Here is a 24,643-nt window from a genome sequence, read left to right on the forward strand (position 1 = left end):
GGCGAGAGCATAGCGCCTGTTACTTAGTCGCTAAAAATAACAAATAACCCTCTTATATTTCTTTTGGTTATATAAAGTGAGGTTTTAAGACGTTTGGGTGCTTAGATGGAAAGCCGTACAGCTATCAAGATGTTTAGCCGTGTAGCCATTGAAAACATGACCAAGCGTAAATAAGCGCAAAACATCACCCCTTTGTGGTCGTTATCGGATAGATTTAAAGAGGGTATGAAATTTTGACTAAGCTAAAGTCTCTACCCTAGTGAAAAAACGCGATTTTTTTACGTATTGAATAACGGCTTAGTTCTGGGAATACCGCTTATTTCCTATTATTTGCAAGGATACTCTGGCGACCTCATGATGAAATATACAATCTCCTCCAAGCTAAAAAACGTCACTTTCAGTGCCGGTTTACTGTTGCTGGCGTTACCTGCCGTCAGAGCGGCAGATGAGCAACCGGCTCCTCCCATTGATGCTAAAGCTTACGTATTGATGGATTACAACAGCGGCAAAATATTGGCTCAGAACAATCCGGACCAGCGTCTGGATCCGGCCAGCCTGACTAAAATCATGTCCAGCTACGTGATTGGGCAAGCGATTAAAGCGGGCAAAGTCCATCCTGATGATACGGTTACCGTGGGTAAAGACGCTTGGGCTACCGGTAATCCGGCATTGCGCGGTTCGTCGTTAATGTTTTTAAAACCGGGCGATCAGGTCAAATTGATGGATCTGAATAAAGGCATTGTTATTCAATCAGGTAACGATGCCAGTATTGCACTGGCTGATTATATTGCTGGCAGTCAGGACAGTTTTGTTGGTTTGATGAATAACTACGCCAAAGCTCTGGGGCTGGATAATACTCACTTCCTGACGGTACACGGCCTGGATGCGGAAGGGCAGTACAGTACCGCGCGGGATATGGCGGTATTGGGGCAGGCGCTGATTCGCGACGTACCGGAAGAATATGCGTTACATAAAGAGAAAGAGTTTACCTTTAACAAGATTCGTCAGATCAACCGTAATCGTCTGTTGTGGAACAGCAATCTTAACGTCGATGGTATGAAAACCGGTTATACCGCAGGCGCTGGCCATAATCTGGTTGCTTCGGCTACCGATGGTCCTATGCGTTTGATTTCCGTGGTATTAGGTGCTCCAAGTGACAGAGTACGTTTTAGCGAAAGTGAAAAACTGTTGAGCTGGGGCTTCCGCTTTTACGAAACCGTGGTGCCGATTAAAACCGACAAAGCCTTCGTGACTCAGAAAGTCTGGTTTGGCGATACCGGTCAGGTTGATTTGGGCGTAGCGCAGGATGCGGCTATCACCATTCCGAAAGGGCAAATGAAAAACCTGAAGGCCAGCTATAAATTAGATTCTACCGAGCTTCGTGCGCCTTTGGCTAAAAATCAGAAGGTTGGCGTGATCGATTTCCAGCTAAATGGTAAAAGCATCGAACAGCGTCCGCTGGTGGTGATGAACGAAGTGAAAGAAGGGGGCTTCCTTAGCCGCATCTGGGACTTTGTGATGATGAAATTTAGCCAATGGTTCGGCGGTATCTTTGGATAATCGCGACCTAGGTTAAATTCAGCGATAAAAAAACAGGGCCGCAATAAATAAATGCAGCCCTGTTTTATTTTCAGTACTAAAGCGACTATCACTATAAAACTGATTCAGTATAAAACCGGTTAGAAGCAGAAAAACCGATCAGTCGCAGGGAACGATTTTAATCGCCAGCCCGCCGCGAGAAGTTTCGCGATACTTGGCGTTCATGTCCTTCCCGGTTTCGTACATGGTTTCAATGACTTTATCCAGGCATACGCTAGGCTCGCTGGTACGGCGCAGAGCCATACGAGCAGCGTTGACGGCTTGTACCGCTGAAATAGCGTTACGTTCGATACAAGGCACCTGAACCTGCCCGGCAACCGGATCGCAGGTCAGCCCAAGGTTATGCTCCATCGCAATTTCTGCGGCGATACACACCTGCGCCGGGCTACCGCCCATCAGTTCAGCCAAACCCGCTGCTGCCATCGAACAGGCTACGCCCACCTCGCCCTGACAGCCCACTTCTGCGCCAGAAATAGAGGCGTTCATTTTATATAGCGCACCAATAACGCCGGAAACCAAGAAGAAACGGCTATATGAGTTTTCGTTAACCGGACGAATAAACTTATCGTAATACGCCAATACCGCCGGAATGATACCGCAGGCACCGTTAGTTGGTGCGGTAACGACACGCCCACCGGCCGCATTTTCTTCGTTCACCGCCAGCGCATACATGTTAATCCAGTCCACTACCATCATCGGATCGGTGTTATTTTTGTCGTTGGTCACCAGCATACGGCGCAGGGCTGCGGCGCGGCGTGGAATTCGCATTGGCCCAGGTAACAAACCTTCGGTATTGATACCACGCTCGATACCGCTTTTCATCACTTCCCAAATGGCGGAAAAGTGCGCGTTTAGCTCTTCTTTGGTATGCAATGCCAGTTCATTTTGCAGCACTAATCCAGACAGAGACAGACCGGTTTCTTTACAGTGTTTCTGTAAATCACGGGCTGAATTGAATGGATAAGGTACAGAAACTTGATTGCTGGCTGCTTTGCCAAAATTCTCTTCGTCAACGATAAAGCCGCCGCCGATGGAGTAATAGGTTTTGCTGTACAGCAGTTTGTCACCGGCAAAGGCACTGATGGACATACCATTTTCGTGCAGTGGCAAGTTGGTTTCGTGGAAATTCATTCCCCCATGTAGCGGGAAATCCACCTCATGAGCGCCCTGAGCCAGTAGCAGACGCTCACGGTGTTCAACATCACGGATAAACTCCGGAATGCTATCGATATCAACGGTATCCGGCAGATTCCCTGCCAGGCCCATAATAATAGCAATATCGGTATGGTGACCTTTACCGGTCAGGGATAATGAACCGTAAACGTCTACGGAAATTCGGGTAACGGCAGAAAGATGCCCTAGTGCGATCAAGTCATCGGTAAACAGCTTACCAGCCTTCATCGGGCCGACTGTGTGTGAGCTGGAAGGACCAATACCAATCTTAAAAATGTCAAAAACGCTGACCATATACTCGCCTCCTTCGTGTTAAAGGCGTTAATTATGAAATTGCTTACATTACCGTGGAGTGGGGAGCCGGTACGATCGCACCGGCTTTTGAAACTTTAAGTCTACTGCTAACTGTTTTACCGTCCTAAAGATGAACGGTAGCGAAAAGTGGCCAGCGCAGCGCACCGGCCGAACAGTCTTATTTGAACAGGCTGAACAGAATTGCTGAGATGGCAATCAGACCCATAATCACAACGAATACGTTGCTGATATGGCCACTGTATTTGCGCATCGCTGGAACTTTGTGAATCGCATACATTGGCATCAGGAACAGAATCATCGCGATAACCGGGCCACCCAGAGTTTCGATCATGCCCAGAATGCTTGGGTTCAGGGTTGCAACGATCCAGGTTGTGACCAGCATGAACAGCGCAGTGATGCGGTTCAGTTTGTCGCCGTTAATGGTTTTACCGCGGCTACGCAGAGATTTAACCACCATGCCGTTGAAACCTTCACGAGCACCCAGATAGTGGCCCAGGAAAGATTTGGTAATAGCAATAAAGGCAATAACCGGTGCCATGTAGGCAATCATCGGGGTATTAAAGTGGTTAGCCAGGTAAGACAGAATAGAAATGTTCTGTGCTTTGGCTTCCATCAAATCTGCTGGAGACAGGCTCAGAACGCAGCTGAATACGAAGAACATCACGGTCAAAACCATCATGATGTGGCTGTATGCCAGAATGCGAGAACATTTCTTCTCAGCGTCCTGACCGTATTCTTCACGTTTTGCTACCGCAAATGCAGAGATGATAGGGGAATGGTTAAAGGAGAACACCATGACCGGAATAACCAGCCACAGGGTCATCAGCATACCGTTGCCCACACCGTTACCGTCGATAGACAGGTTTTGGAAGATAGCGCTGCTCCAGTTTGGAATCAGGTACAGAGCCAACAGCATCAGTACCGCAACAAACGGGAATACCAGAATACTCATCGCTTTTACGATGAAGTTTTCACCAAAACGAACGATGGTCATCAGACCAACGATCAAAATCAGGGACAAAATAGCCCGTGGTGGTGAAGGCAGGTGCATCTGGTGAGTAATAAAGCTATCAACAGTGTTGGTAATCGCAACGCTATAAACCAACAAAATTGGGTAGATAGCGAAGAAGTACAGCAGAGTAATCAGTTTACCTGCGCCAACGCCGAAGTGTTCTTCAACAACTTCAGTGATGTCTTCGCCCGGGTTTTTGCCGGAAAGAACGAAGCGGCAAAGACCGCGGTGCGCGAAAAATGTCATCGGGAAGGCGATGATAGCCATCACGATTAACGGCAGTAAACCACCGATACCGGCGTTGATAGGCAGGAAAAGCACGCCCGCGCCAATTGCCGTACCGTACAGACCCAGCATCCACATGGTGTCGCTTTTACGCCAGGTGCTGGTTTTGGTGTTTCCCGTGGATGAAATGGTGCCAGTTTGAGTAGTGTCCATAAAGATCTCCGATTTGAACACGAAATTGAAATTAAGATCCGAAAGTTAAATACCTGTTAGTGCGTTATAAGTCGCATAATCAGATGAAAAATTCAGTCACAGTAATGCGTTTTAAATCTTATCAGGTCGATTTGGTTCTCTTTAAGTAGTGCAAATAACCTGAAGTCGTAAAAATAAAATTTAATCCGCGGCGAGCAGTGATGTCTCTCTATGCTGATATTTTTATGGTTCTAATTCGTACCCTGGTTTTTGCTGGCGGCAAGATAACGATTCATAGTGAAAAGTACCGTGATCATGCTCTCAAATGCTGAATAAACGCCTTTAAACCCAGTTGTTATGAATTTCCATCTAATTGTTACAATTATGTTCAGTGTTTTGTACTGCACCTGCTTGATAAATGATAAATGATAAAAAGCAAAACTGTATTTCAATTTAGATTGAGTCAGCGACTTAACCTTTGCTCTTTATATCTTGAGGCGCAATATATTTTAACCAGCGCGTCGAATCTAGCGGAAATCGAAATTTTCAGTATTTTATTGACGAAAGTCATAATGTCAAAACAACAGAAATTACATAACTTATTGATTTTAAATTTAAATTAGTGTTTATTTCCGTTGGGGGATAATGTGTTGATATTAATCAGTATCACGCAGCGCTGTTTGTTATATAAACAGTTAAATATCTGAGTAAAAGGAAAGAGTTAAATTCTATTTGTTTGACAAGTTTGCTTTAAATACTGACTTAAGGTTTATTTGTCATATGAAAGTGAGGCAAGTTACTTTTGTCTGACAATATAAAAGGCGAGTTTTAGTGCTTAAAGGTGTCTGGCAGTAATAAATGTTAAAATAATTTACTTTTCAAACCGACTGTTCGAACATTTAATAAACAACCATTAAAAGTGAAGTGCGTTTTTTATAGGCAGGAAGTCATTAACCATAATATAAAAAAGGTTATTTAATTATGCCGTCAATCGGGTGAAAATTTAATCCCTAACTGAAAAGTAAAGTACGTGATGATATTTATAATTTGCTATTTTGGCAGAATGAGGAACGGATAAAGTCAGTTAATCAAACTCAGTTCTACCGTCGGATAGAAAAGGGGGAATTCATTCGCTAAACGGTACTTTCGGCTCAAAGATCGCCAAACATCGAACATGAGAGCCGCGTTTGCTAACTATTGTCGTTTAACTGTGGATTTCTATGCTGGTTTCGTTAAAGAACGAACGGAAGGAGCCATCAGGCTGGCGGTCGGTGACCAGAGTATCAAATAGCGTCAGTGGCCCAATACTGGCAGGTTTGATTTGGCCGAATTTACTGTGATCGGCTACCAGAATCTTGCGCTGAGATTTGTTCAGTGCGCGCTGTTTCCACGGAATTTCGTCGAAGTTAAAACAGGTTGCGCCGAATTCAATGCTCACTCCGGCGGCAGAGATAAAGGCTTTGTTCGGGCAAACGTTATCCAGCTCGTTATGCTGGCCGATGGGTGAGAAAATATAGTTGTTTGGCTTGAATTCGCCGCCGCACAAGATCACTTTGCAGTTCGGTTTATCTTGAAGCGAAAGAAAGGTATTCAGCGAATAACAGAGGGCAGTGAAGGTCAACTCTTCGGGAATTTCGTCGATAATTAGTGGGATAGTGGTGCCGCAATCAAAGAAAATTGTGTCGTTTTCTTCAATGAGCTGCGCGGCCAGTTGCCCAATTTTGCGCTTTTCCTCTACCTGTTTTGCCTGCTGATCGGAAACAAAATAGTTGTTAGCGCTGTTCGACTTGGGATCCATCACCACATAACCGCCCAGTAGAATCACGGCAGAAGGTTCCGCACTAAGATCCCGACGGATTGTCATTTCTGAAACTCGGAGCAAACTGGCCGCGTCTTTCAAATGAATTTTGTCGGAACGTTTTAAAGCGTGAGTCAGTTTATTAATACGTTCGGCACGGCGAGTTTCCATTAACGCTTCCCAACAAAGTAAACCCGGCCTAAGCCGGGTTAAAGATAATTAGTAGCTGGACGCAGCCGCTTGCTGGCCAGATACGATGGCTACACCTGAACTTGTACCAATTCGCGTTGCGCCGGCCAGAATCATTTTCTCGGCAGTTGCGCGGTCACGCACGGCACCTGAAGCTTTAACACCCATATCCGAGCCTACCGCAGCACGCATCAATTTCACATGTTCTTCACGGGCGCCGCCGGTGCTGAAACCTGTAGATGTTTTCACAAAAGCAACGTCAAGTTCACGGCACATTTCGCAAACTTCAACGATTTGCTCATTGCTGAGCAGGCAGGTTTCCAATATTACCTTCAACGGAATAGCGGCGCAAATATCGCGTACGGCTTTAATATCTGCTTTAACTTCAGCGACTTTACCGCTTTTTAACCAACCTACATTAATCACCATATCAATTTCTTGTGCGCCTGCTTCGATAGCCGCCTTGGCTTCAAATACTTTGCTGGAAGTCAGACCTGCGCCCAGAGGGAAGCCAATCACCGAGCAAACTTTCACATCGCTGCCCGCAAGCTGGCTGGCTGCCACAGGAACATAGCCGGAGTTTACGCAAACGGCGTAGAAATGGTGTTGTTTGGCTTCTTCACACAGTTTGACGATCTGCGCTTCGGTGGCGTCCATGGCTAATAGGGTGTGATCGATATAATTAGCATAGTTGATAGTCATAAAAAATGTCCTTGGTTTGTGTAGGTAATATCATTTGTTGTGATAATAGTAACATTTAACGCAAATGACAACCTTTATGTTGTTAATATCACATGTAAAAGCCATATTTTGTTATTTAAATAACATTTAGTGATGGTGTTAGTTCTTGCTATGAAAGAGATAGGAGATATAACCGGCTGATTTATGATGAGTTATCTTGAGAGACAGAGATTCTTGCGAGCAAACCGGCAGAGGTTCTGCCGGTAAAATGCGAACAGTTGGCAGAAATTAATCTTTTACCCAACCTTTACTGATAGGAAAAGAGAAGCAGCGTTGATAAAGATTCGCCAATCCTTTCGCGATGTTATCGCCAAACAGATTCCACAGTAACTGTGAAAATAAGCAGCCGACGATTGCCACCAAGAAGCCACCGACCATATCTAACGGCCAGTGTACACCAAGGTAGATCCGCGACCAGGCTATGGCCAACCCGACGATCAGCAAGGCAATGCCGGACCAAATCCGATGCCAGCATAAAAAGGCCAGCGCAAAGGTAAAGATGGCGGTGCCATGGTCGCTGGGGAAGGAGCTGTCCGGTGCGTGGGGTAAAAAGTTATAGCCGAAACCATCGACAAAGGGGCGATTATGCGGGAATAACATACCGATACAGACCGATGAAAGCATTGCAAAAATCAGCGCAATGGCGGTTTTACTGATGGTCTGACGCTGTAGCGACATTTGTTCTCGCGGGCCCCACAGCCATAGGCCGATCATCAGTAATGGAATGATGCTGATCAGATCTCTGGCAATAAAAATGGCGAACTTCACCAACCACTCGGGTGAATTGGGCGTGGCGTTAATCAGAGAAAACAAAAAATGATTTAATTGTTCCATTACTCAGTACCTTAATGACGGTGGTCATAACCACTAATCAACCAAAAAAGAGCCAATTGGCTAAGCCAGACCCACCACCCAGCCCACAGGTTATGAGTCAGAAAATGTGCCCCGCGCATGACCTGACCGAATCCCATTATCATTCCCAAACATACGCCGACTATCCAGCAAAGCGTAGCAAGGCGAGGGCGTTCAGGATAAAACAGGAAGAATACGGCCATCAGCGCAAAACCGCTGGAGGCATGTCCTCCGGGGAAACAGTGACCGGGGCCTGCGCCAGCCGGAGCTGTATCCATTAATATGTAGCTGGCGGCTTTTCCACCGTATTCCACCAGATCCCAAGGACAGGAATGAGCGCTGGTAGATTTCAATATCCCAATAACCAAAGGGCCAACGCCGATCAGCATCGTGGTCACCACCAGTCGAAAATTTCGGCGATAGACTCCCCAAAATAGCGAGCAGACGGCCGCGCTGATAATCGTGATTTTTAACAGCCGGTGATTGAACAAATCTAACCAGTAGTTATGTTCCCAAGGGAAACTCTGGGTTTTTGGATCAAACCAATAGCCACTTATCAGCAAGTCGAGTTGTTCATTACGAGATAACCACAGAAACACCAATCCGCTGATTGTTAACCCAAAAACCTGCCAAAGGTAAAAGGATAACGGCAATGAGTAAAGGGGGTTTGTCCTAATTATCACTCCCGTTGAGCCTTGATTTAATGATGATGGAGTGTTTTCACTGTTCTTCACGGTTAATCCAGCAGGATATTCATAATAGTCCCACTGTAATAATTCTATATTAAGAAAGCCTTAGGGCGCTTCTGACGCAGATAGGAGCCGTTTTAGAAAAGGGAATCAGCGTGTTAGTAACGCTAAGGATTAGGGCGAGAGAAATGAGCGTGCAGCCAAGGGAAAAGGGCTGATTACTTTGAAAACCGGGCAAATTAACAGGATAATAAACGCTGAAAAACGACTAAGAAGAAGATGTGATGAGTCGATTAAACAAAACTTTCGTTCCTTTGTACGCTATCGGTATTGCCTTATTGAGCGCCAGTGCTGCTGCGGAGCGAGTTAGCATAACGAAACCTTTCGTGTGCCCTGATATTTCACCCTTGCCACAGCATGTAACAAGTGAAGGTAATCTGGTGATCGATGGGCAAACCTATTATCTTTGGAATCCTAACGCAGCTGCGGCTTCAGCGCCTTTGACCAATACCATCTGGTCATCTGCTGACGGCAAGACCGAAGTTGATATTATGCAGTATCGAGACGGACGTTTTCAGCAGGCATTTATTTCGTTCTCTACCAACATTCGGAAACTGCCGTTTGGTGAAGATCCAGAGAGATATATCAACGGAGAGAGAGATTCCTACATGGACGGTGGACAGGGTTGCCATAACTGATCGTCAGTCATTCAGCCGAATCGCAGCCGCCGCACGGCGGTTTTTTTGTGCCTGAGCAGAGGTGTTTAGCTACGCTGCCGCCAATTTGCCGCCATTAAGCTGAATCAGTATTTAATCTTGTTGTTTATAGGGTTACTTTATTTCAGGCAAGAAAAAACCCGATTAGTCTTGAACCTAAGAAGGCGGGACTATCGGGCTCCTCAATATGGGGACATCAAAGAAAAGCAGTGGCACTAATTCAGACTACGGCTAAACCATTAAGTTCTTGCCGAATGCGAAAAATATAAAATTTATTGTACCTTCACCGAAAATAGATCGGCGCTATCCCCAAATTCCCGGCCAGATAATCACAATCAGCGAACCGGCCAGGGTCAGTAATACGTTAGCAATGGCGTAAGTGCCCGCGTAACCCAACGCTGGAATGTTACTGCGGGCCGTGTCGCTGATAATGTCCATCGCAGGGGCGCAGGTTCTGGCACCCATAATTGCTCCGAATAATAGTGCGCGGTTCATTCGTAAAATATAGGCACCGAACAGGAAGCAGATAATGACTGGCACCAGACTGACTATCAGGCCGGATATCAGCATTTGCCCACCCACGGCACCCAGACTGCTATTAATACCGCCACCGGCGCTCAGACCAACGCCAGCCATAAACACCATCAGCCCAAACTCTTTCACCATATTGAGCGCACCCTGCGGGATATAGCCGAAAGTCGGGTGGTTGGCTCGCAGGAAGCCCAGCATGATGCCGGCCATCAGCAAGCCTGCTGCGTTACCGATACCGAAACTGAAATTACTGAATTGGAAGGTAATCAGACCAATCATCAGGCCAATAATAAAGAAGGCACAGAAAGCCAGCAGATCGGTGACCTGACTATGAATGGAAATAAAACCGATTTTTTCCGCAACGCTTTTGACCCGACGGGCATCGCCGCTGACCTGCAAGACATCGCCTTTATTCAATACGATGCTGTCATCTATAGGCATTTCAATCTGGCTGCGAATAACACGGTTAAGGAAACAGCCGTGATCGGTCAGTTTCAAATGACTCAGGCGTTTACCTACCGCATTACTGTTTTTGACCACGATTTCTTCGGTAACAATACGCATATCCAGAAGGTCGCGGTCGAAAACTTCTTTACCGTTACGGAAACTGGGATCGAGGCGCGAATGAGCATCCGGGTAGCCAACTAGCGATATTTCATCGCCAACCTGTAACACCGCATCGCCGTCCGGATTAGCCAGAATGCCGTTGCGGCGAATACGTTCGATGTAACAGCCGGTCTGACGATAGATTCCCAGCTCGCGTAAATTTTTGCCGTCGGCCCAGGCTACCAGTTCCGGGCCGACGCGGTAAGCGCGGATCACGGGCAAATACACTTTACGCTGGCTATCGGTATCCAGACCGCGCTCACGGGCAATTTGCTGGGCGCTGGTCGGCAAATCCTGGTGTTGCAGTTTTGGCAGATAACGCGCGCCAAAAATCAGGCTAACCAAACCGATCAGGTAAGTTAGGGCATAGCCGAGGCTCAGGTTATCCTGTGCGTGTTGCAACGTCGGGTTATTGGCAATGGTATGGCGTAGGGTGTCTCCGGCACCGACCAGCACTGGCGTCGAGGTCATAGATCCGGCGAGCATACCGGCGGTGAGGCCAATGTCCCAACCGAACAGTTTACCCAACCCAAGCGCCAGAACCATGGCGCTTCCGACCATTACCAGCGCCAGCATCAGGTAGTTTTTGCCATCACGGAAGAATATAGAGAAGAAATTTGGGCCCGCTTCGACGCCGACACAAAAAATAAATAGCATAAACCCGAGGTTCAGGGCTTCGGTATTGATAGCGAAATGCTGTTGTCCCAATAGTAGAGAAACAACCAATACGCCGATAGAGTTACCTAACTGGACCGAGCCCAGCCGTAATTTACCGAGGCACAACCCCAGCGCGAGAACTACGAATAACAGCAGAATGTAGTTGCCGTTTAACAGATTTGCGACGTTTATATTCACGGAGGATAACTTATTGTTTAACCTGAAGTAGATAACGCTAAAAAGGGTTATGTGACCCGGTAATATCTGCATTCGTTGCCAGATAAATGCCTTCAGCAAAATCTGATGCATGTAACGGCAATGGCGGTGGTTATTCTAGTCTGTCCGAGGGATTACAGCCAGTAGTAAGCGGGGAAATCGGTGTTAGCGGATAAATATGCTTTTAACGGGGAAATTAATAGCGGGATCGGCCAAAAAATCAGGCCTTATCTGTGGGATTTTCGTGATTTTATTTTGAAGTTTCATGAGAGCGTTCAAGCCAAAATACAGAGAGGGTGCCGAAGCTCCCTCTCTTTATCGCACCTAAGCCATCAATTAATGGCTTAGGTATCGCTATTATTTGAACAGATTCAGATGTTCTTTAGCGTAAGCTTCAAAATCAGTGAAACCACCGATGTGTTTTTCATCGATAAAGATTTGCGGTACGGTTTCAACCGGCTTACCGACAGTTTTTTCTAAATCGGCTTTGGTGATATTTTCCGCATGAATGTCGATATAGTTGAAATCAAAATCGTCACGCTCAGCTTTCAGTTTTTCGGCCAGCTCTTTGGCACGGACGCAGTAAGGGCAACCAGGACGTCCGAAAATTACAGTAAACATGCAAAACTCCTTGATTATATTGAGTTAATCACTTCGTCTGCCAATCAGTGTATCTTCGATTGCTGAATGACTTGTCGCGTATTACTCACTTTCATTGGGTGTTACTATGCCCGTTGATGAGACGAAAACAAAGTAGGAATTGCCTGTTAATCCGATTATCCGAACCTATTTATATCCGTCGATTCTTTGGCTTAACCGATTATTTACATTCATTGAGTGTTGTAGCATTGGCGGATTCAACACCTTTGGCTAAATCTTATAAGTAGTTGTACAGGAGGAAAAGATGCGTGCTTTAGGCGATATGCCCAAAATGGTGATTATTTTGGAAGCCTTGGGAATGTTATTACTGGTGCTGGCCTATTTAAGTATCAATCATTATGTCACGCTGCCCGCTGGATTAAGCGAGCCTATCGTCGCGATTATGATGATATTTATTGGTATTGGGCTAATGGTTCCAGCCGCAGCCTGCATAGTCTGGCGTGTGGCGCAGGGTTTTGGCCCGCTATTGGGAATGAATGGGATCGATAAAAAAGACACCGCCAAAACGGCAGATAAAGAGGAGAAAAAGCCTTAATCCCTGATAACGATAATGACAAAGACTTCTTTTTCCTGTTGTTTGCGTATCTCTTCGCATATTTCGCAGATAGTCACGGCTTTTGCTGTCAATTAGTCTGGATTGGTCATGGCGCTAACGGCGAATATTCCGTAAGCTATGCCACTTTTCTTGTTGCAAGAATCGTGAGGTAGGTTGCTATGGATTCACTCATCGTCCCGGATTTAGCCTTATTACGGCGTTGGCTGGATCAGTTAGGGATCTCGTTCTTTGAATGCGACTCATGCCAGGCACTGCATTTGCCCCACATGCAAAATTTTGAAGGCATATTTGATGCCAAAGTGGACCTGGTAGATAACGTTATTCTCTTCTCTGCGTTAGCTGAAATCCGGCCTACGGCGCTGATTCCGCTTGTTGCGGATTTAAGCCAAATCAATGCCAGCTCGTTAACGGCCAAGGCCTTTATTGATATTCAGGATGATAATCTGCCGAAGTTGATTGTTTGCCAGTCGGTGTACATCACCCAAGGTATTACGCTGGAGCAGTTTGGCCACTTTATGCAGCAGAGCGAAGAGCAGGTTTCGATGATTATTCTGGAAGCCCGAGCAAACGATCTGCTGTTCATCGGTGAAACCGAAGAGGAAGAAGGGCAGGTCGTGCCGACCTCTTTCCCGGTTATTCACTGATTTAGCTGGCCGCCATCCCCGGCGGCATGCTGTTTTTCATTTTTCCCGCCATAAGATCCTCTGCTTTTTACCCTAGTTTGCCAGATATTTAGCGCCGTTTATGCCACAAGTGGCGAATTACATAGATTAACTATGCATAAAAAGTCGATAAAAGGCGTTTTTTACGCTGGATACTGGCTCGTATAACTATCAGGGGTTATGCTTTATGCTCTGCAAAGGGCATATGATTACCCCCGCAAATTCGTGGTTATTGACGCTTAATCAATAACTCACTCCAGTGCATAGCCATGCATAACGAGTTTGTGGCAATAGCGCTCGATCAGGAAAGGTGTTGTACCCGTCGGGTACAAATTCAATTCTATGATTTACCCTGTTCTGGAGGAGTTCACGGATGTTCACCCAACGTAAAAAATGGTTATCGGGTGTTACTGCAGGCCTGCTTATGGCCGCGTCCGTCTCAGTTTCTGCTGAGGAAAAAATACTGCACGTTTATAACTGGTCTGATTATATTGCCCCAGACACGCTGGTAAATTTCCAAAAGGAAACCGGCATTAAAGTGGTTTATGACGTGTTTGACTCCAACGAGGTGTTGGAAGGGAAGTTGATGGCGGGGAGTACCGGATTCGATCTGGTGGTGCCTTCGGCCAGTTTCCTTGAGCGCCAATTATCCGCCGGCGTATTTAAGCCGCTGGATAAGAACAAACTGCCTAATTATAAAAATATGGACCCGGAATTACTCAAACTGGTGAGTCAGCACGATCCGGAAAATAAATACGCGATCCCTTATCTGTGGGCGACTACTGGCATTGGTTACAACGTTGATAAAGTGAAAGCGGCGCTGGGAACCGATGCGCCAATCAACAGTTGGGATTTGGTGCTGAAACCGGAAAATCTGGAGAAATTGAAAAGCTGCGGAGTGTCCTTCCTCGATGCTCCAAGTGAGATTTTTGCCACTGTGCTCAATTATTTGGGCAAGGACCCTAACAGCAGCGATGCCGCTGATTACACCGGCCCGGCAACAGATTTGCTGTTAAAACTGCGGCCAAATATTCGTTATTTCCATTCTTCCCAATACATTAACGATCTGGCTAATGGTGATATTTGCGTAGCCGTTGGTTGGGCTGGTGATGTTATGCAGGCCTCAAACCGAGCAAAAGAGGCGAAAAATGGCGTCAATGTGGCTTACAGCATTCCGAAAGAAGGGGCTTTGGCATTCTTCGATGTTTTTGCCATGCCTGCGGACGCTAAAAATCAGGATGAGGCTTACCTCTTCCTCAACTACCTGATGCGCCCGGAAGTGATCGCCAATATCAGCAACCATGTGTTTTACGCCAATGCCAATAAAGCCGCGACGCCTTTGGTGAATCCGGACGTTCGGGATAATCCGGGGATTTACCCGCCGGCGGACGTTCGCGCCAAAATGTTCACCCTGAAAGTTCAGTCGCCAAAAATTGATCGGGTGATGACTCGCGCCTGGACTAAATTCAAAACAGGTAAGTAATACCGTTGATTGAGCCGTTGGCTGTTTTCAGCGGCCAATCTGGTATCACCTAAAATGATGAGGGGAGAAACAGTAGGGAAACCGGCTGTTTCTGTTGCTATTTTGTGCCGCATTATGATGTGGCCTCTTCTGCTTCTACGGAGAGCACGCAGAGTGAATGATGTAATTTCCCGTCCGCCGTTGAAATCCCTGAAGGCGTTTACCCCTTTATTGGAAATTCGCAATTTAACCAAAATCTTCGACGGTCAGGCGGCCGTGGATGATGTCAATCTAACCATTTATAAAGGCGAGATTTTTGCTTTGCTCGGCGCGTCCGGCTGCGGAAAATCGACGCTATTGCGGATGTTGGCGGGTTTTGAGTTGCCGACTCAAGGGCAGATTGTATTAGATGGGCAGGATTTGTCCCATGTGCCGCCTTACCAACGGCCAATTAATATGATGTTTCAGTCTTATGCGTTATTTCCTCATATGACCGTCGAGCAGAATATTGCCTTTGGCCTAAAGCAGGACAAATTGCCGAGTGGGGAAATTAAAAGTCGGGTAGAGGAAATGCTGGCGCTGGTGCATATGCAAGAGTTTGCCAAACGTAAGCCCCATCAATTATCTGGCGGCCAGCGGCAGCGGGTGGCGTTGGCGCGTAGTCTGGCTAAGCGACCCAAGTTACTGCTGCTGGATGAACCAATGGGCGCGCTGGATAAAAAACTGCGCGACCGGATGCAGTTGGAAGTAGTGGATATTCTGGAACGGGTTGGCGCGACCTGCGTGATGGTGACTCACGATCAGGAAGAAGCCATGACCATGGCTGGACGTATCGCGATTATGAATCGCGGAAAATTTGTGCAAATCGGTGAGCCGGAAGAAATTTATGAACACCCGAACAGTAGATTTAGCGCCGAATTTATAGGTTCAGTGAATGTCTTTGAGGGCGTGCTTACGGAACGCCAGGAAGATGCGCTGGTTATTCGCAGCCCTGGCCTGCGTCATCCGTTGAAAGTGGATTCAGACGCTTCTGTAGTCGACGGGGTGCCGGTGTTGGTTGCCCTGCGGCCAGAAAAAATCATGCTGTGCGAAAGCGTGCCGGAAGCTGGTTTTAACTTTGCGGTAGGTGAAGTGGTACACATTGCCTATTTAGGGGATTTGTCGATTTACCATGTCAAACTCCATAGTGGGCAAACTATTAGCGCCCAGCTGCAAAACGGCCATCGTTATCGTAAAGGTATGCCAACCTGGGGCGATGAAGTGCGTCTGTGCTGGGAAACGGATAGCTGTGTGGTGCTGGGGAGCTAGAAGATGATACCTAATTCGGTTCAAGCAACGCCGGAGCCACCAACCCGCCAATCCGGTGTGTTAATCGCTCGCCTACAGCGTTGGCAAATGGCTCATGGCCGCAAACTGGTGATAGGTTTGCCCTACCTGTGGCTGTTTTTGCTGTTTATGCTGCCTTTCCTGATTGTATTTAAAATCAGTCTGGCTGAAATGGCCCGTGCGGTTCCTCCTTACACCGATCTCATGACATGGATGGATGGCAAGCTGGATATTTCTCTGAATCTGGGAAATTACCTGCAATTGCTCGACGATCCTCTGTATATCGACGCCTATTTACAATCTTTGCAGGTGGCCGGTATTTCCACCTTGTGTTGCCTGATCATTGGTTATCCGTTGGCCTGGGCGATTGCTCACAGCAGTCATTCGACGCGTAATATTCTGTTGTTATTGGTGATTTTACCTTCGTGGACGTCATTTTTGATTCGGGTTTACGCCTGGATGGGGATTCTGAAAAACAACGGTATTTTGAATAACGTGCTGATCTGGCTCGGCGTTATCGATCAGCCTTTGGTCATTTTACATACCAATCTGGCGGTATATATCGGCGTGGTTTATGCCTACCTGCCATTTATGGTGTTGCCGATTTATACCGCGCTAACCCGTTTAGATTATTCGCTGGTGGAAGCGGCCTCCGATCTTGGAGCCAAACCCTTTAAAACGTTCTTCAGCATTATTGTACCTTTGACCAAAGGCGGCATAATCGCCGGATCGATGCTGGTGTTTATTCCGGCGGTAGGGGAATTCGTTATTCCCGAACTGTTAGGGGGCCCAGACACCATCATGATTGGGCGCATTTTGTGGACCGAATTCTTTAGCAATCGTGACTGGCCGGTCGCTTCCGCCGTAGCAACCGTCATGCTGTTACTGTTGATCGCACCGATCCTTTGGTTCCATAAACATCAGAATAAAGAAATGGGAGGTCAAGGATGAATAACCTACCTGAGGTTCGTTCTGTCTGGCGACGGGTGATTCTGGTGGTGGGATTCACCTTTTTGTACGCGCCTATGCTGATGCTGGTGATCTATTCATTTAACAGCAATAAGTTGGTGACGGTGTGGGGCGGTTGGTCAACCCGTTGGTATACCGAATTATTCCATGATTCTACTATGTTATCGGCAGTCGGGCTGAGTCTGACCATTGCGGCGGCTTCGGCGACGATGGCGGTGATACTCGGCACTATCGCTGCTTTGGTAATGGTGCGTTTTGGTCGTTTTCGCGGCTCTACCGGTTTTGCCTTTATGTTGACTGCACCGCTGGTGATGCCGGACGTGATTACCGGGCTGTCTCTGCTGCTCCTGTTTGTTGCGATGGGGCACGCTATCGGCTGGCCGGCGGAGCGCGGCATGTTCACCATTTGGCTGGCCCACGTCACCTTCTGCACTGCTTATGTCACTGTGGTCATCAGTTCGCGACTGCGGGAGCTGGATCGTTCCATTGAAGAGGCCGCGATGGATCTGGGTGCCACGCCGCTAAAAGTGTTTTTTGTTATTACCGCTCCGATGATCGCTCCGGCGTTGATCTCAGGCTGGCTATTGGCTTTTACGCTGTCGCTGGACGATCTGGTTATTGCCAGTTTTGTTGCCGGGCCGGGGGCTTCGACGCTGCCGATGTTGGTATTCTCCAGCGTGCGTATGGGGGTGAATCCGGAAATCAACGCATTGGCAACGCTGATCCTGCTGGTGGTCGGGATTATCGGGCTGATCGCCTGGCGAATGATGGCGCGCTCGGAAAAGCAGCGATCGCGTGAATTACGCAAAGCCGCCCATGGCTGAAATTTCCCAAAGCTGCTAGGCTTTCTCTCGATCGCATGCCGTCTGCGGGCGGCGTTAATGTGAAAGATAACATCAGGTTGCGGGAGAGGGTGGATGAGTGTCAGTCTGGGAGAAGGGCAAGCCAATATGAAAGTTTCCGCAGCCACGCCAGTCGCCGTATTAGTCGGCGGCACCGCCATTATCGCGACTCGGGTTTTAGGCCTGTTGCTGCTGGTAGCCGAACTGGGCATGGGCGGAATGCAGCTTTTTATCGCGGAAAATCTGCAAAGTTGGGATTCTGGCCTGATCTTGCTGGCTAGTCTGGGGCTGGTTTTCCTCGAAATTGCCTGCGGACGAGCTGTCATCCGTCGTAAGAACTGGGGTCGTTGGTGCTATCTGCTGTGCCAGATTGTGGTGGTAGTTTATATGCTGCTGGCTTCACTGGACTGGTTGTATGTTGATGTATTCCGCATTGAGGGCGAAAACGAAGCCGAGGTGTTCCACAGTCTGTTAATACAAAAAATCCCCGACGTGGTGATTATGGGTCTGTTGTTTATTCCTTTCCATTCGAAGCGTTTTTTCCGCCAGTCAAAATGAGTGTTTCCCGACGCGGGGTGGTACAATCCGCCCCCATTGGCGGCCGAGAGCGCTGCAAATCTCAACGTAATAAATCATAACGGTCAATATTCATGCATTGCGCACAGTATACGGCGGGCAGCTGCCGTTCCTGTCAGTGGTTGGAGAAAGATTACTCCCAACAACTGGCGGATAAACAACATCATTTAGAAAATCTGCTGGCCGGGCAACCGGTAGCTCAATGGCTAACGCCGGTTTTCGGGCGTGAAAGCGCTTTTCGTAATAAAGCGAAAATGGTGGTTAGCGGCAGCGTAGAGCGTCCGTTATTCGGTATGTTGCATCGGGACGGAACGGCGGTGGATCTGAGCGATTGTCCGTTGTATCCCGCCAGTTTTGCTGCGGTATTTGCCGTTTTGAAGGTTTTTATCGCTCGTGCCGGTTTAACGCCCTATAACGTGGCGCGCAAGCGCGGCGAGTTAAAATTTCTGCTGTTAACCGAAAGCACCGTCAGCGGCGAGTTGATGCTGCGCTTTGTGCTGCGTTCGGAAACTAAGGTAGAGCAGTTGCGGAAAACCCTGCCGTGGCTACAGCAACAATTACCTCTGCTACGGGTTATTTCCGTCAATATTCAGCCGGTGCATATGGCAATACTGGAAGGGGAGCAGGAAATTCCGCTGACGGAGCAACAGGCGCTGGAAGAACGCTTTAATCAGGTGCCGCTGTATATTCGGCCGCAGAGTTTCTTCCAGACCAATCCTGATGTGGCCGCCGCACTGTACGCCACGGCCCGCGATTGGGTACGTGAGCTGAATATTGGTAGCATGTGGGATTTATTCTGCGGCGTCGGCGGTTTTGGTTTGCACTGCGCTACGGCGGAAACTCGTCTGACCGGCATTGAAATCAGCGCTGAAGCTATTGCCTGTGCGCGACAATCAGCGGAAAAACTGGGGCTGAAACAGGTCAGTTTTGCCGCATTGGATTCCACACGTTTTGCCACCGGCGAGACGGAAGTGCCGGAATTGGTACTGGTCAATCCGCCACGCCGGGGCATCGGCGCCGCGCTTTGTGGTTATCTTAGCCAAATGGCGCCGCCGTTTATTCTCTACTCCAGTTGTAATGCGGAAACCATGGCCAAAGATATCGCTGCGCTAGCGGATTACCGCATTGAGCGAGTGCAGTTGTTCGATATGTTTCCTCATACCAGCCATTATGAAGTGATTACGCTGCTGGTGCGGCGCGAGCCAACGGCTTGAGTTTCGAAAAGCTTAAGTGCTGAATCATAGAAAAAGCCGAAAATCATTGTTGAAATCCGGCTTTTTATCTCTGTAATTTCTCTGGAATATCAGGCAATTCTATTGATTGCAGGAATTATTGCGGGAACCATTTGTCATTAATGGTTTTATAAGTGCCGTCCGCCTTCACTGCATCAATCGCTTTATTCAGTTTGCCCAACAGCTCGGTATTCTCAGGGCGCACTGCAATGCCTAAACCTGTGCCGAAGTATTGTGCATCGGTAACGTGCTCTCCTACGGAAGCCAATTCAGGGTTACTCTTCAGCCATTCGTTGACCACGGCGGTGTCACCGAATACGCCGTCGATACGGCCATTTTTCAGATCTAAAATGGCATTCTGATAGCTGTCGTAAGACACGGTCTGAATTTCAGGATGCTTTTCCTGCATGTATTTCTGGTGTGTAGTACCGTTTTCCATTCCGAGACGCTTGCCTTTCAAATCGGCCAGAGAGGTGAACTTGCCTTTATGGGCAATCACAATCGCGGAGTTGGCGTAGTAAGGCTGAGTAAACGCGACCTGTTTGCTCCGCTCAGGCGTGATATCCATTCCAGAAATGACAGCGTCATAGCGACGAAATTTTAGCGCAGGAATCAGGCTGTCAAAGGCCTGATTGGTAAAGGTACAGTTGGCTTCCATTTGTTTACACAATGCTTTTGCCAAATCCATATCGAAACCTACAATCTCATTATTGGCCCCCATAGATTCAAACGGTGGATAGGTTGCCGAGGCGGCAAAACGAATGGTTTCCGCAGCGCTAGCGCTAAAGGCCACCCCGGTCAGAATTGTCGCCAGTAATATCTTTTTCATGCCTAAACTCCTGTCTGAAAGTCTTTAATAGGGTGCAACATTACTTATTGATTTTATTACCGCTAAGGAACTTTTAGCGGTGTGAAATACCATAATCAATTGGAATTACATTGCCACCTTGTGAATTAATATGCAAGAAAAGTGATTAAAAATATAATAAAAAAATCAACATAATCCTCTTCGCCAAAAGCGTGTTAAAAATGCCGCAGTGGGAAAAATGAGCTTGGCAATAATCAGGGGGGAAATTGCGTTTTTGACGTGGGATTTATTCTTGACATGAATAAAAAACCCCGGCAGATACCGGGGTTTCAAAGTGCAGTGATTTAAGGCTTAATTACGACGTTCGAAGGCCAGCGCCCGACGTTCAACCAGACGCATCAGTAGAGTCAGCAAGCCGTTAACACACAGGTAAACAATACCTGCCGCGCCAAATACCATCACGTCGTAGGTGCGGCCATACATCAACTGGCTGTAACCCATCACTTCCATCAATGTAATGGTGTATGCCAGTGAGGTACTTTTAAACACCAACACTACTTCGTTGGAATAAGACGACAGAGCGCGTTTAAAGGCGAACGGCAGTAAAATCCGCAGCGACTGGCGTTTGGACATTCCCAACGCTTCGCAAGACTGCCACTGACCGGCAGGAATTGCCCGAACCGCTCCATGGAACAGCAGTGTGGTATAGGCCGCGCTGTTCAGCGCCAGTGCGATCATGGCACACAGCCAGGGTTGCGAAAGTACATGCCACAGCCACGGATATTCGCGGATCGCCGGGAATTGGCCGGGGCCGTAGTAAATCAGAAAGATTTGTACCAGTAACGGCGTGCCGGTGAACAACGTGATGTAAATCTTCACCAACTGCGTGGCTATCGGGGTTTTCAGCGTCAGAATGATGGTGAAAATCAACGACAGTACCAACGCCACCAGCAGCGAAACAAAGGTCAGCGTCAGGCTGGTATGCAGCCCTTTTAGGATCTCAGGTAAATAATCAAACATCAGGATGGGCTCCGTTCAAAACGCGTGGTACGGAGTTCAATCAGCTTGATTACATACTGACTTAGCAGAGTCACCACCAGATAAATTGCAGCGGCGATCATATACCAGGTAAAAGGTTCCTGTGTGCGCGTCGCGATGCTTTTGGTCTGCAACATCAGGTCATTTACGCTAATCAACGACACTAACGCGGTGTCTTTCAGTAAAACCAACCACTGATTACCCAGCCCCGGTAGGGCGTGGCGCCACATTTGCGGCATAATCAGGCGGAAGAAGATCGTCGCCTGACTCATTCCCAGAGCCTGCCCGGATTCCCATTGACCGGCAGGAATCGCTTTGAGCGCGCCGCGCAGCGTTTGCGAAGCATAGGCAGAATACAGCAACGCCAGCGCAATCACGCCGCACAGGAAAGGGCTGACCTCAAATGTGTCGATATTCAGCTTCACCGGCAGTTCGAACAGATAGAAATTCAGAGTGAAGCCGTCTGACAGCATCATCAGTAATTGTGATGAACCGAAATAGATAAATAGCACGACCAGAATCTCTGGCAGGCCGCGTAGCAGCGTAACCCAGGCGGTGCCCAGATAGCTGATGACCTTCCAGCGGGAGGATTCCCAAACGGCGAACAACATTGCCAGAATGAGGCCGAGAACCAGTGCGCAAACGGCAAGGCCGACGGTCATGCCGGCGGCGCTTGCTAAAGGTTGAAATTCATTCATGGGTGCTTAAGTTACTGTTGGAACCATTTTTTGTAAATTGTCTGATAGGTGCCATCGGCTTTCACTTTCGCCAGTGCCGCATCTAACTTACCCAGTAATTCGGTATTGTTCTGACGTACCGCGATGCCCAGACCGGTACCGAAATAATCCGCATCGGAAATTTTGTCCCCGACCGGCATCAGTTCATGACTCTGCTTCAGCCACTCGTTGACCACTGCGGTATCACCGAATACTGCGTCCAGACGGCCATTTTTTAGATCCAGAATTGCATTCTGGTAGCTGTCGTAAGGCACTGCGGTGATTTCAGGGTGCTTTTCCAACAAGAATTTCTGATGCGTTGAGCCGTTTTGCATGCCGACGCGTTTACCTTTTAGCGCGGCCAGATCGGCGATTTTGCCTTTCTGAGCGATAAACAGCGCTGAGTTATCGTAATAAGGTTTGGTGAACGCAACCTGTTTTAGACGCTCAGGCGTAATATCTACGCCGGAAATCACTGCGTCGAAACGTTTGAATTTCAGGCTCGGAATCAGACTGTCAAAGGCCTGATTGGTGAAAGTGCAGTTAGCCTGCATCTCTTTGCACAACGCATTGGCCAGATCGATATCAAAACCCTGCATTTTATTATTAGCATCAATAAACTCGAACGGCGGGTAAGACGCTTCCGCCGCAAAACGAATGGTTTCAGCCGCAGAAGCAGACAGACTGATACTGGCAAGGACCGCTGCAATTAATAATTTTTTCATCGAAAATTCCCAATTAGATATCAATGTGACAGATAGCTGGCAAAAGCTTCGGTGTGAGGCTGGGCGAAATGACTGGCATCGCCTTGTTCCACTACGTGACCGTTTTCCATATAAACCACCCGACTGGCAGTTTTACGGGCAACTTCAACTTCATGTGTGACGATAACCTGAGTGATACCGGTCTCGGACAGCTCGCGAATTATGCTAACAATTTGCGCGGTAATTTCCGGATCAAGCGCCGCCGTTGGCTCATCAAACAACAGAACCTGTGGCTCCATCATTAATGCTCGCGCAATGGCCACTCGCTGCTGTTGCCCCCCGGAAAGATGCAGTGGGAAACGGTCGGCAAAGTCGGTCAGCCGTAAACGGGACAGCAATTTTTTCGCGCGCGCCATCGCCTGATCTTTAGATAGACCAAGCACCCGACAAGGCGCTTCAATCAGGTTTTGCACCACGGTCAGATGCGGCCAGAGATTATATTGCTGGAATACCATGCCTACATTCTGACGCAGTTCGCGGATCGCTTTCGCGTCAGGAGCTTGGGTAAAGTTAAAATGGTTACCCGCGATCTGTAATGTCCCAGAGCGTGGCATTTCCAAAAGGTTGAGCACGCGCAGTAAAGAACTTTTACCCGCGCCGCTAGGGCCCAGCAAAACCAGGGTTTCCCCCGCTGGACAGTTCAATGTGATGTCGAACAGCGCCTGATGTGCGCCGTAGTAACAGTTAATTCCGTTAAGTTGAATACTCATGCGCCAAATCTGAATAGCCAATGATGCGGGGAATGTTAACTTCCGCGGCATACTTATGCAATCTTTGTGCGTTAAAATTTATTAATAACCGGTTGGAACCCGCAAAGCTAGCATAACCTCTGGGTTTATTTCCCGTGGAGAGGAATTTGTCGTGTGGTGAATAAAACTGGCAGAGAATTCACTGAGGCGCATAAATGGCTGCCACCAGTGGTGCGATTCTCCGGCCAGTTTATTGTCTGAGCTAGCGCTGACCCAACAGCTGGCGCAGAGAGCTGGCTGGAGCATTGGCCCCCATAAAGCGAATATCGTCTACTACCCAGCAACTGCCTTCTCGTACCATCAAAACTTCATCCTGCCAGCGAGATTCCTTACCGTCCGGCGCGCGGTGTACCAGAGTCACTCGTAGCGGTATATTTTTGGCATCGGTGTTGGGAATGGTGGAGGCGCTGGCCACATCTGCGTCACTGACGCCGGCGTAAACGCTGGCGATGGCCTGATCGGCATGGGTGGTCGAACGGTTAGCGCTCTGCGTCTGGCGCGCCTTTTGAATATCCTGATACAGAGCCTGACTCAGGAAAGGACGCAGTTGTTCTGCGGAATAATTAGCAGACGCAGTGCCCGCAGCGCCCATTTGCTGTACGCGTAAGTTATAGAACTGTTCAGCGACTTGATCCGGGCCGCCTTCCACGCAAGGGCCGTTGCGACTGCCGATATCCTTAAACGCAGGTGTAACGGGAGTGGTACAGGCACTCAGCAGTAACGCCAAGGGTAATACCAGTGCAATATTTTTTTTGTTCATTTTATTACCTAT

24 protein-coding genes are annotated in these 24,643 nt (G+C 48.0%); 10 read left to right on the forward strand and 14 right to left on the reverse strand.

Annotation, left to right across the window (positions count from 1 at the left end):
• Window positions 1-354 precede the first annotated feature (354 nt).
• Complete coding sequence (locus tag PL78_RS02355; protein WP_064512796.1) at window positions 355-1,560, forward strand: serine hydrolase; 1,206 nt, start codon at window positions 355-357, stop codon at window positions 1,558-1,560.
• A 138-nt stretch (window positions 1,561-1,698) separates the two neighbouring features.
• Here the strand turns inward: PL78_RS02355 and PL78_RS02360 are convergent, their stop codons facing one another.
• The 6 genes from PL78_RS02360 to PL78_RS02385 all read right to left on the reverse strand — a co-directional run bounded on the left by PL78_RS02360 (window position 1,699) and on the right by PL78_RS02385 (window position 8,749).
• A complete protein-coding gene (locus PL78_RS02360; protein ID WP_064512798.1) occupies window positions 1,699-3,066 on the reverse strand; it encodes an L-serine ammonia-lyase in 1,368 nt (455 codons plus the stop codon).
• Window positions 3,067-3,244: 178 nt separating this feature from the next.
• A complete protein-coding gene (locus PL78_RS02365) occupies window positions 3,245-4,537 on the reverse strand; it encodes an HAAAP family serine/threonine permease (RefSeq protein ID WP_064512800.1) in 1,293 nt (430 codons plus the stop codon).
• Window positions 4,538-5,720: 1,183 nt separating this feature from the next.
• Window positions 5,721-6,485 carry a DNA-binding transcriptional repressor DeoR gene (deoR, locus tag PL78_RS02370; RefSeq protein ID WP_064512802.1) on the reverse strand — a complete coding sequence of 255 codons (765 nt, stop codon included), beginning with the start codon at window positions 6,483-6,485 and terminating at the stop codon, window positions 5,721-5,723.
• A 48-nt stretch (window positions 6,486-6,533) separates the two neighbouring features.
• Complete coding sequence (deoC, locus tag PL78_RS02375; RefSeq protein WP_064512803.1) at window positions 6,534-7,205, reverse strand: deoxyribose-phosphate aldolase; 672 nt, start codon at window positions 7,203-7,205, stop codon at window positions 6,534-6,536.
• Window positions 7,206-7,472: 267 nt separating this feature from the next.
• Window positions 7,473-8,078: an undecaprenyl-diphosphate phosphatase gene (ybjG, locus tag PL78_RS02380; protein WP_064512805.1), complete on the reverse strand. Its 606-nt coding sequence runs from the start codon at window positions 8,076-8,078 to the stop codon at window positions 7,473-7,475.
• 11 nt (window positions 8,079-8,089) lie between these two features.
• Window positions 8,090-8,749 carry a phosphatase PAP2 family protein gene (locus PL78_RS02385; protein WP_064512806.1) on the reverse strand — a complete coding sequence of 220 codons (660 nt, stop codon included), beginning with the start codon at window positions 8,747-8,749 and terminating at the stop codon, window positions 8,090-8,092.
• A gap of 320 nt (window positions 8,750-9,069) precedes the next feature.
• On the opposite strand from PL78_RS02385, the gene PL78_RS02390 reads away from it, so the two are divergent.
• A complete protein-coding gene (locus tag PL78_RS02390) occupies window positions 9,070-9,483 on the forward strand; it encodes a hypothetical protein (RefSeq protein ID WP_064512809.1) in 414 nt (137 codons plus the stop codon).
• A gap of 321 nt (window positions 9,484-9,804) precedes the next feature.
• Here the strand turns inward: PL78_RS02390 and PL78_RS02395 are convergent, their stop codons facing one another.
• Complete coding sequence (locus tag PL78_RS02395; RefSeq protein ID WP_049596833.1) at window positions 9,805-11,493, reverse strand: aspartate:alanine antiporter; 1,689 nt, start codon at window positions 11,491-11,493, stop codon at window positions 9,805-9,807.
• A 375-nt stretch (window positions 11,494-11,868) separates the two neighbouring features.
• Window positions 11,869-12,132 (reverse strand): GrxA family glutaredoxin, encoded by a 264-nt coding sequence (locus tag PL78_RS02400; protein ID WP_064512811.1) that lies wholly within the window; start codon window positions 12,130-12,132, stop codon window positions 11,869-11,871.
• A gap of 283 nt (window positions 12,133-12,415) precedes the next feature.
• Here PL78_RS02400 and PL78_RS02405 point away from each other — a divergent pair, with 283 nt between their 5' ends.
• The 8 genes from PL78_RS02405 (at window position 12,416) to rlmC (ending at window position 19,778) form a co-directional block, all read left to right on the forward strand.
• Window positions 12,416-12,706: a YbjC family protein gene (locus PL78_RS02405; RefSeq protein ID WP_064512813.1), complete on the forward strand. Its 291-nt coding sequence runs from the start codon at window positions 12,416-12,418 to the stop codon at window positions 12,704-12,706.
• Between the two features lie 179 nt (window positions 12,707-12,885).
• A complete protein-coding gene (locus PL78_RS02410; RefSeq protein WP_064512815.1) occupies window positions 12,886-13,371 on the forward strand; it encodes a type III secretion system chaperone family protein in 486 nt (161 codons plus the stop codon).
• Window positions 13,372-13,762: 391 nt separating this feature from the next.
• The gene (gene potF / locus PL78_RS02415) at window positions 13,763-14,872 is read left to right on the forward strand and encodes a spermidine/putrescine ABC transporter substrate-binding protein PotF (protein WP_064512817.1); all 1,110 of its coding nucleotides are present in this window, start codon (window positions 13,763-13,765) and stop codon (window positions 14,870-14,872) included.
• Between the two features lie 153 nt (window positions 14,873-15,025).
• Window positions 15,026-16,159 (forward strand): putrescine ABC transporter ATP-binding subunit PotG, encoded by a 1,134-nt coding sequence (potG, locus tag PL78_RS02420; protein WP_064512819.1) that lies wholly within the window; start codon window positions 15,026-15,028, stop codon window positions 16,157-16,159.
• Window positions 16,160-16,162: 3 nt separating this feature from the next.
• Window positions 16,163-17,128 carry a putrescine ABC transporter permease PotH gene (gene potH / locus PL78_RS02425; RefSeq protein WP_064512820.1) on the forward strand — a complete coding sequence of 322 codons (966 nt, stop codon included), beginning with the start codon at window positions 16,163-16,165 and terminating at the stop codon, window positions 17,126-17,128.
• Window positions 17,125-17,970 carry a putrescine ABC transporter permease PotI gene (gene potI, locus PL78_RS02430; protein ID WP_064512822.1) on the forward strand — a complete coding sequence of 282 codons (846 nt, stop codon included), beginning with the start codon at window positions 17,125-17,127 and terminating at the stop codon, window positions 17,968-17,970. The genes potH and potI overlap by 4 nt, the downstream gene beginning before the upstream one ends.
• A gap of 93 nt (window positions 17,971-18,063) precedes the next feature.
• Complete coding sequence (locus PL78_RS02435) at window positions 18,064-18,546, forward strand: YbjO family protein (protein ID WP_084414268.1); 483 nt, start codon at window positions 18,064-18,066, stop codon at window positions 18,544-18,546.
• 92 nt (window positions 18,547-18,638) lie between these two features.
• The gene (gene rlmC, locus PL78_RS02440; protein ID WP_064512824.1) at window positions 18,639-19,778 is read left to right on the forward strand and encodes a 23S rRNA (uracil(747)-C(5))-methyltransferase RlmC; all 1,140 of its coding nucleotides are present in this window, start codon (window positions 18,639-18,641) and stop codon (window positions 19,776-19,778) included.
• A gap of 115 nt (window positions 19,779-19,893) precedes the next feature.
• Here the strand turns inward: rlmC and artJ (PL78_RS02445) are convergent, their stop codons facing one another.
• The 6 genes from artJ (PL78_RS02445) to PL78_RS02470 all read right to left on the reverse strand — a co-directional run bounded on the left by artJ (PL78_RS02445) (window position 19,894) and on the right by PL78_RS02470 (window position 24,631).
• Window positions 19,894-20,625: an arginine ABC transporter substrate-binding protein gene (gene artJ, locus PL78_RS02445; RefSeq protein WP_064512826.1), complete on the reverse strand. Its 732-nt coding sequence runs from the start codon at window positions 20,623-20,625 to the stop codon at window positions 19,894-19,896.
• Window positions 20,626-20,955: 330 nt separating this feature from the next.
• Complete coding sequence (gene artM, locus PL78_RS02450) at window positions 20,956-21,624, reverse strand: arginine ABC transporter permease ArtM (RefSeq protein ID WP_064512828.1); 669 nt, start codon at window positions 21,622-21,624, stop codon at window positions 20,956-20,958.
• Complete coding sequence (artQ, locus tag PL78_RS02455) at window positions 21,624-22,340, reverse strand: arginine ABC transporter permease ArtQ (RefSeq protein ID WP_064512830.1); 717 nt, start codon at window positions 22,338-22,340, stop codon at window positions 21,624-21,626. Before artQ ends, artM begins: the two co-directional genes overlap by 1 nt.
• A gap of 11 nt (window positions 22,341-22,351) precedes the next feature.
• Entirely contained in the window at window positions 22,352-23,083 is a 732-nt protein-coding gene (artJ, locus tag PL78_RS02460; protein WP_064512832.1) for an arginine ABC transporter substrate-binding protein, read from the reverse strand.
• 20 nt (window positions 23,084-23,103) lie between these two features.
• Window positions 23,104-23,832 (reverse strand): arginine ABC transporter ATP-binding protein ArtP, encoded by a 729-nt coding sequence (artP, locus tag PL78_RS02465; protein WP_120806077.1) that lies wholly within the window; start codon window positions 23,830-23,832, stop codon window positions 23,104-23,106.
• A 241-nt stretch (window positions 23,833-24,073) separates the two neighbouring features.
• On the reverse strand, window positions 24,074-24,631 hold the full coding sequence (locus PL78_RS02470; RefSeq protein ID WP_064512834.1) for a lipoprotein: 558 nt from the start codon (window positions 24,629-24,631) through the stop codon (window positions 24,074-24,076).
• Window positions 24,632-24,643: the final 12 nt, after the last annotated feature.

This window comes from Yersinia entomophaga, assembly GCF_001656035.1.
GTDB lineage: Bacteria > Pseudomonadota > Gammaproteobacteria > Enterobacterales > Enterobacteriaceae > Yersinia > Yersinia entomophaga.

What these genes read in the sequence shown, in the direction of transcription:
- PL78_RS02405 (WP_064512813.1), top strand. Translation starts at nt 12,416, where the DNA reads ATGCGTGCTTTAGGCGATATGCCCAAAATGGTGATTATTTTGGAAGCC.
- PL78_RS02390 (WP_064512809.1), top strand. Translation starts at nt 9,070, where the DNA reads ATGAGTCGATTAAACAAAACTTTCGTTCCTTTGTACGCTATCGGTATT.
- PL78_RS02410 (WP_064512815.1), top strand. Translation starts at nt 12,886, where the DNA reads ATGGATTCACTCATCGTCCCGGATTTAGCCTTATTACGGCGTTGGCTG.
- ybjG (WP_064512805.1), bottom strand. Translation starts at nt 8,078, where the DNA reads ATGGAACAATTAAATCATTTTTTGTTTTCTCTGATTAACGCCACGCCC.
- PL78_RS02400 (WP_064512811.1), bottom strand. Translation starts at nt 12,132, where the DNA reads ATGTTTACTGTAATTTTCGGACGTCCTGGTTGCCCTTACTGCGTCCGT.
- artQ (WP_064512830.1), bottom strand. Translation starts at nt 22,340, where the DNA reads ATGAATGAATTTCAACCTTTAGCAAGCGCCGCCGGCATGACCGTCGGC.
- artM (WP_064512828.1), bottom strand. Translation starts at nt 21,624, where the DNA reads ATGTTTGATTATTTACCTGAGATCCTAAAAGGGCTGCATACCAGCCTG.
- deoC (WP_064512803.1), bottom strand. Translation starts at nt 7,205, where the DNA reads ATGACTATCAACTATGCTAATTATATCGATCACACCCTATTAGCCATG.
- potI (WP_064512822.1), top strand. Translation starts at nt 17,125, where the DNA reads ATGAATAACCTACCTGAGGTTCGTTCTGTCTGGCGACGGGTGATTCTG.
- potF (WP_064512817.1), top strand. Translation starts at nt 13,763, where the DNA reads ATGTTCACCCAACGTAAAAAATGGTTATCGGGTGTTACTGCAGGCCTG.
- rlmC (WP_064512824.1), top strand. Translation starts at nt 18,639, where the DNA reads ATGCATTGCGCACAGTATACGGCGGGCAGCTGCCGTTCCTGTCAGTGG.
- potH (WP_064512820.1), top strand. Translation starts at nt 16,163, where the DNA reads ATGATACCTAATTCGGTTCAAGCAACGCCGGAGCCACCAACCCGCCAA.
- artJ (WP_064512826.1), bottom strand. Translation starts at nt 20,625, where the DNA reads ATGAAAAAGATATTACTGGCGACAATTCTGACCGGGGTGGCCTTTAGC.
- PL78_RS02360 (WP_064512798.1), bottom strand. Translation starts at nt 3,066, where the DNA reads ATGGTCAGCGTTTTTGACATTTTTAAGATTGGTATTGGTCCTTCCAGC.
- PL78_RS02365 (WP_064512800.1), bottom strand. Translation starts at nt 4,537, where the DNA reads ATGGACACTACTCAAACTGGCACCATTTCATCCACGGGAAACACCAAA.
- deoR (WP_064512802.1), bottom strand. Translation starts at nt 6,485, where the DNA reads ATGGAAACTCGCCGTGCCGAACGTATTAATAAACTGACTCACGCTTTA.
- artP (WP_120806077.1), bottom strand. Translation starts at nt 23,832, where the DNA reads ATGAGTATTCAACTTAACGGAATTAACTGTTACTACGGCGCACATCAG.
- PL78_RS02355 (WP_064512796.1), top strand. Translation starts at nt 355, where the DNA reads ATGATGAAATATACAATCTCCTCCAAGCTAAAAAACGTCACTTTCAGT.
- PL78_RS02435 (WP_084414268.1), top strand. Translation starts at nt 18,064, where the DNA reads ATGAGTGTCAGTCTGGGAGAAGGGCAAGCCAATATGAAAGTTTCCGCA.
- PL78_RS02470 (WP_064512834.1), bottom strand. Translation starts at nt 24,631, where the DNA reads ATGAACAAAAAAAATATTGCACTGGTATTACCCTTGGCGTTACTGCTG.
- artJ (WP_064512832.1), bottom strand. Translation starts at nt 23,083, where the DNA reads ATGAAAAAATTATTAATTGCAGCGGTCCTTGCCAGTATCAGTCTGTCT.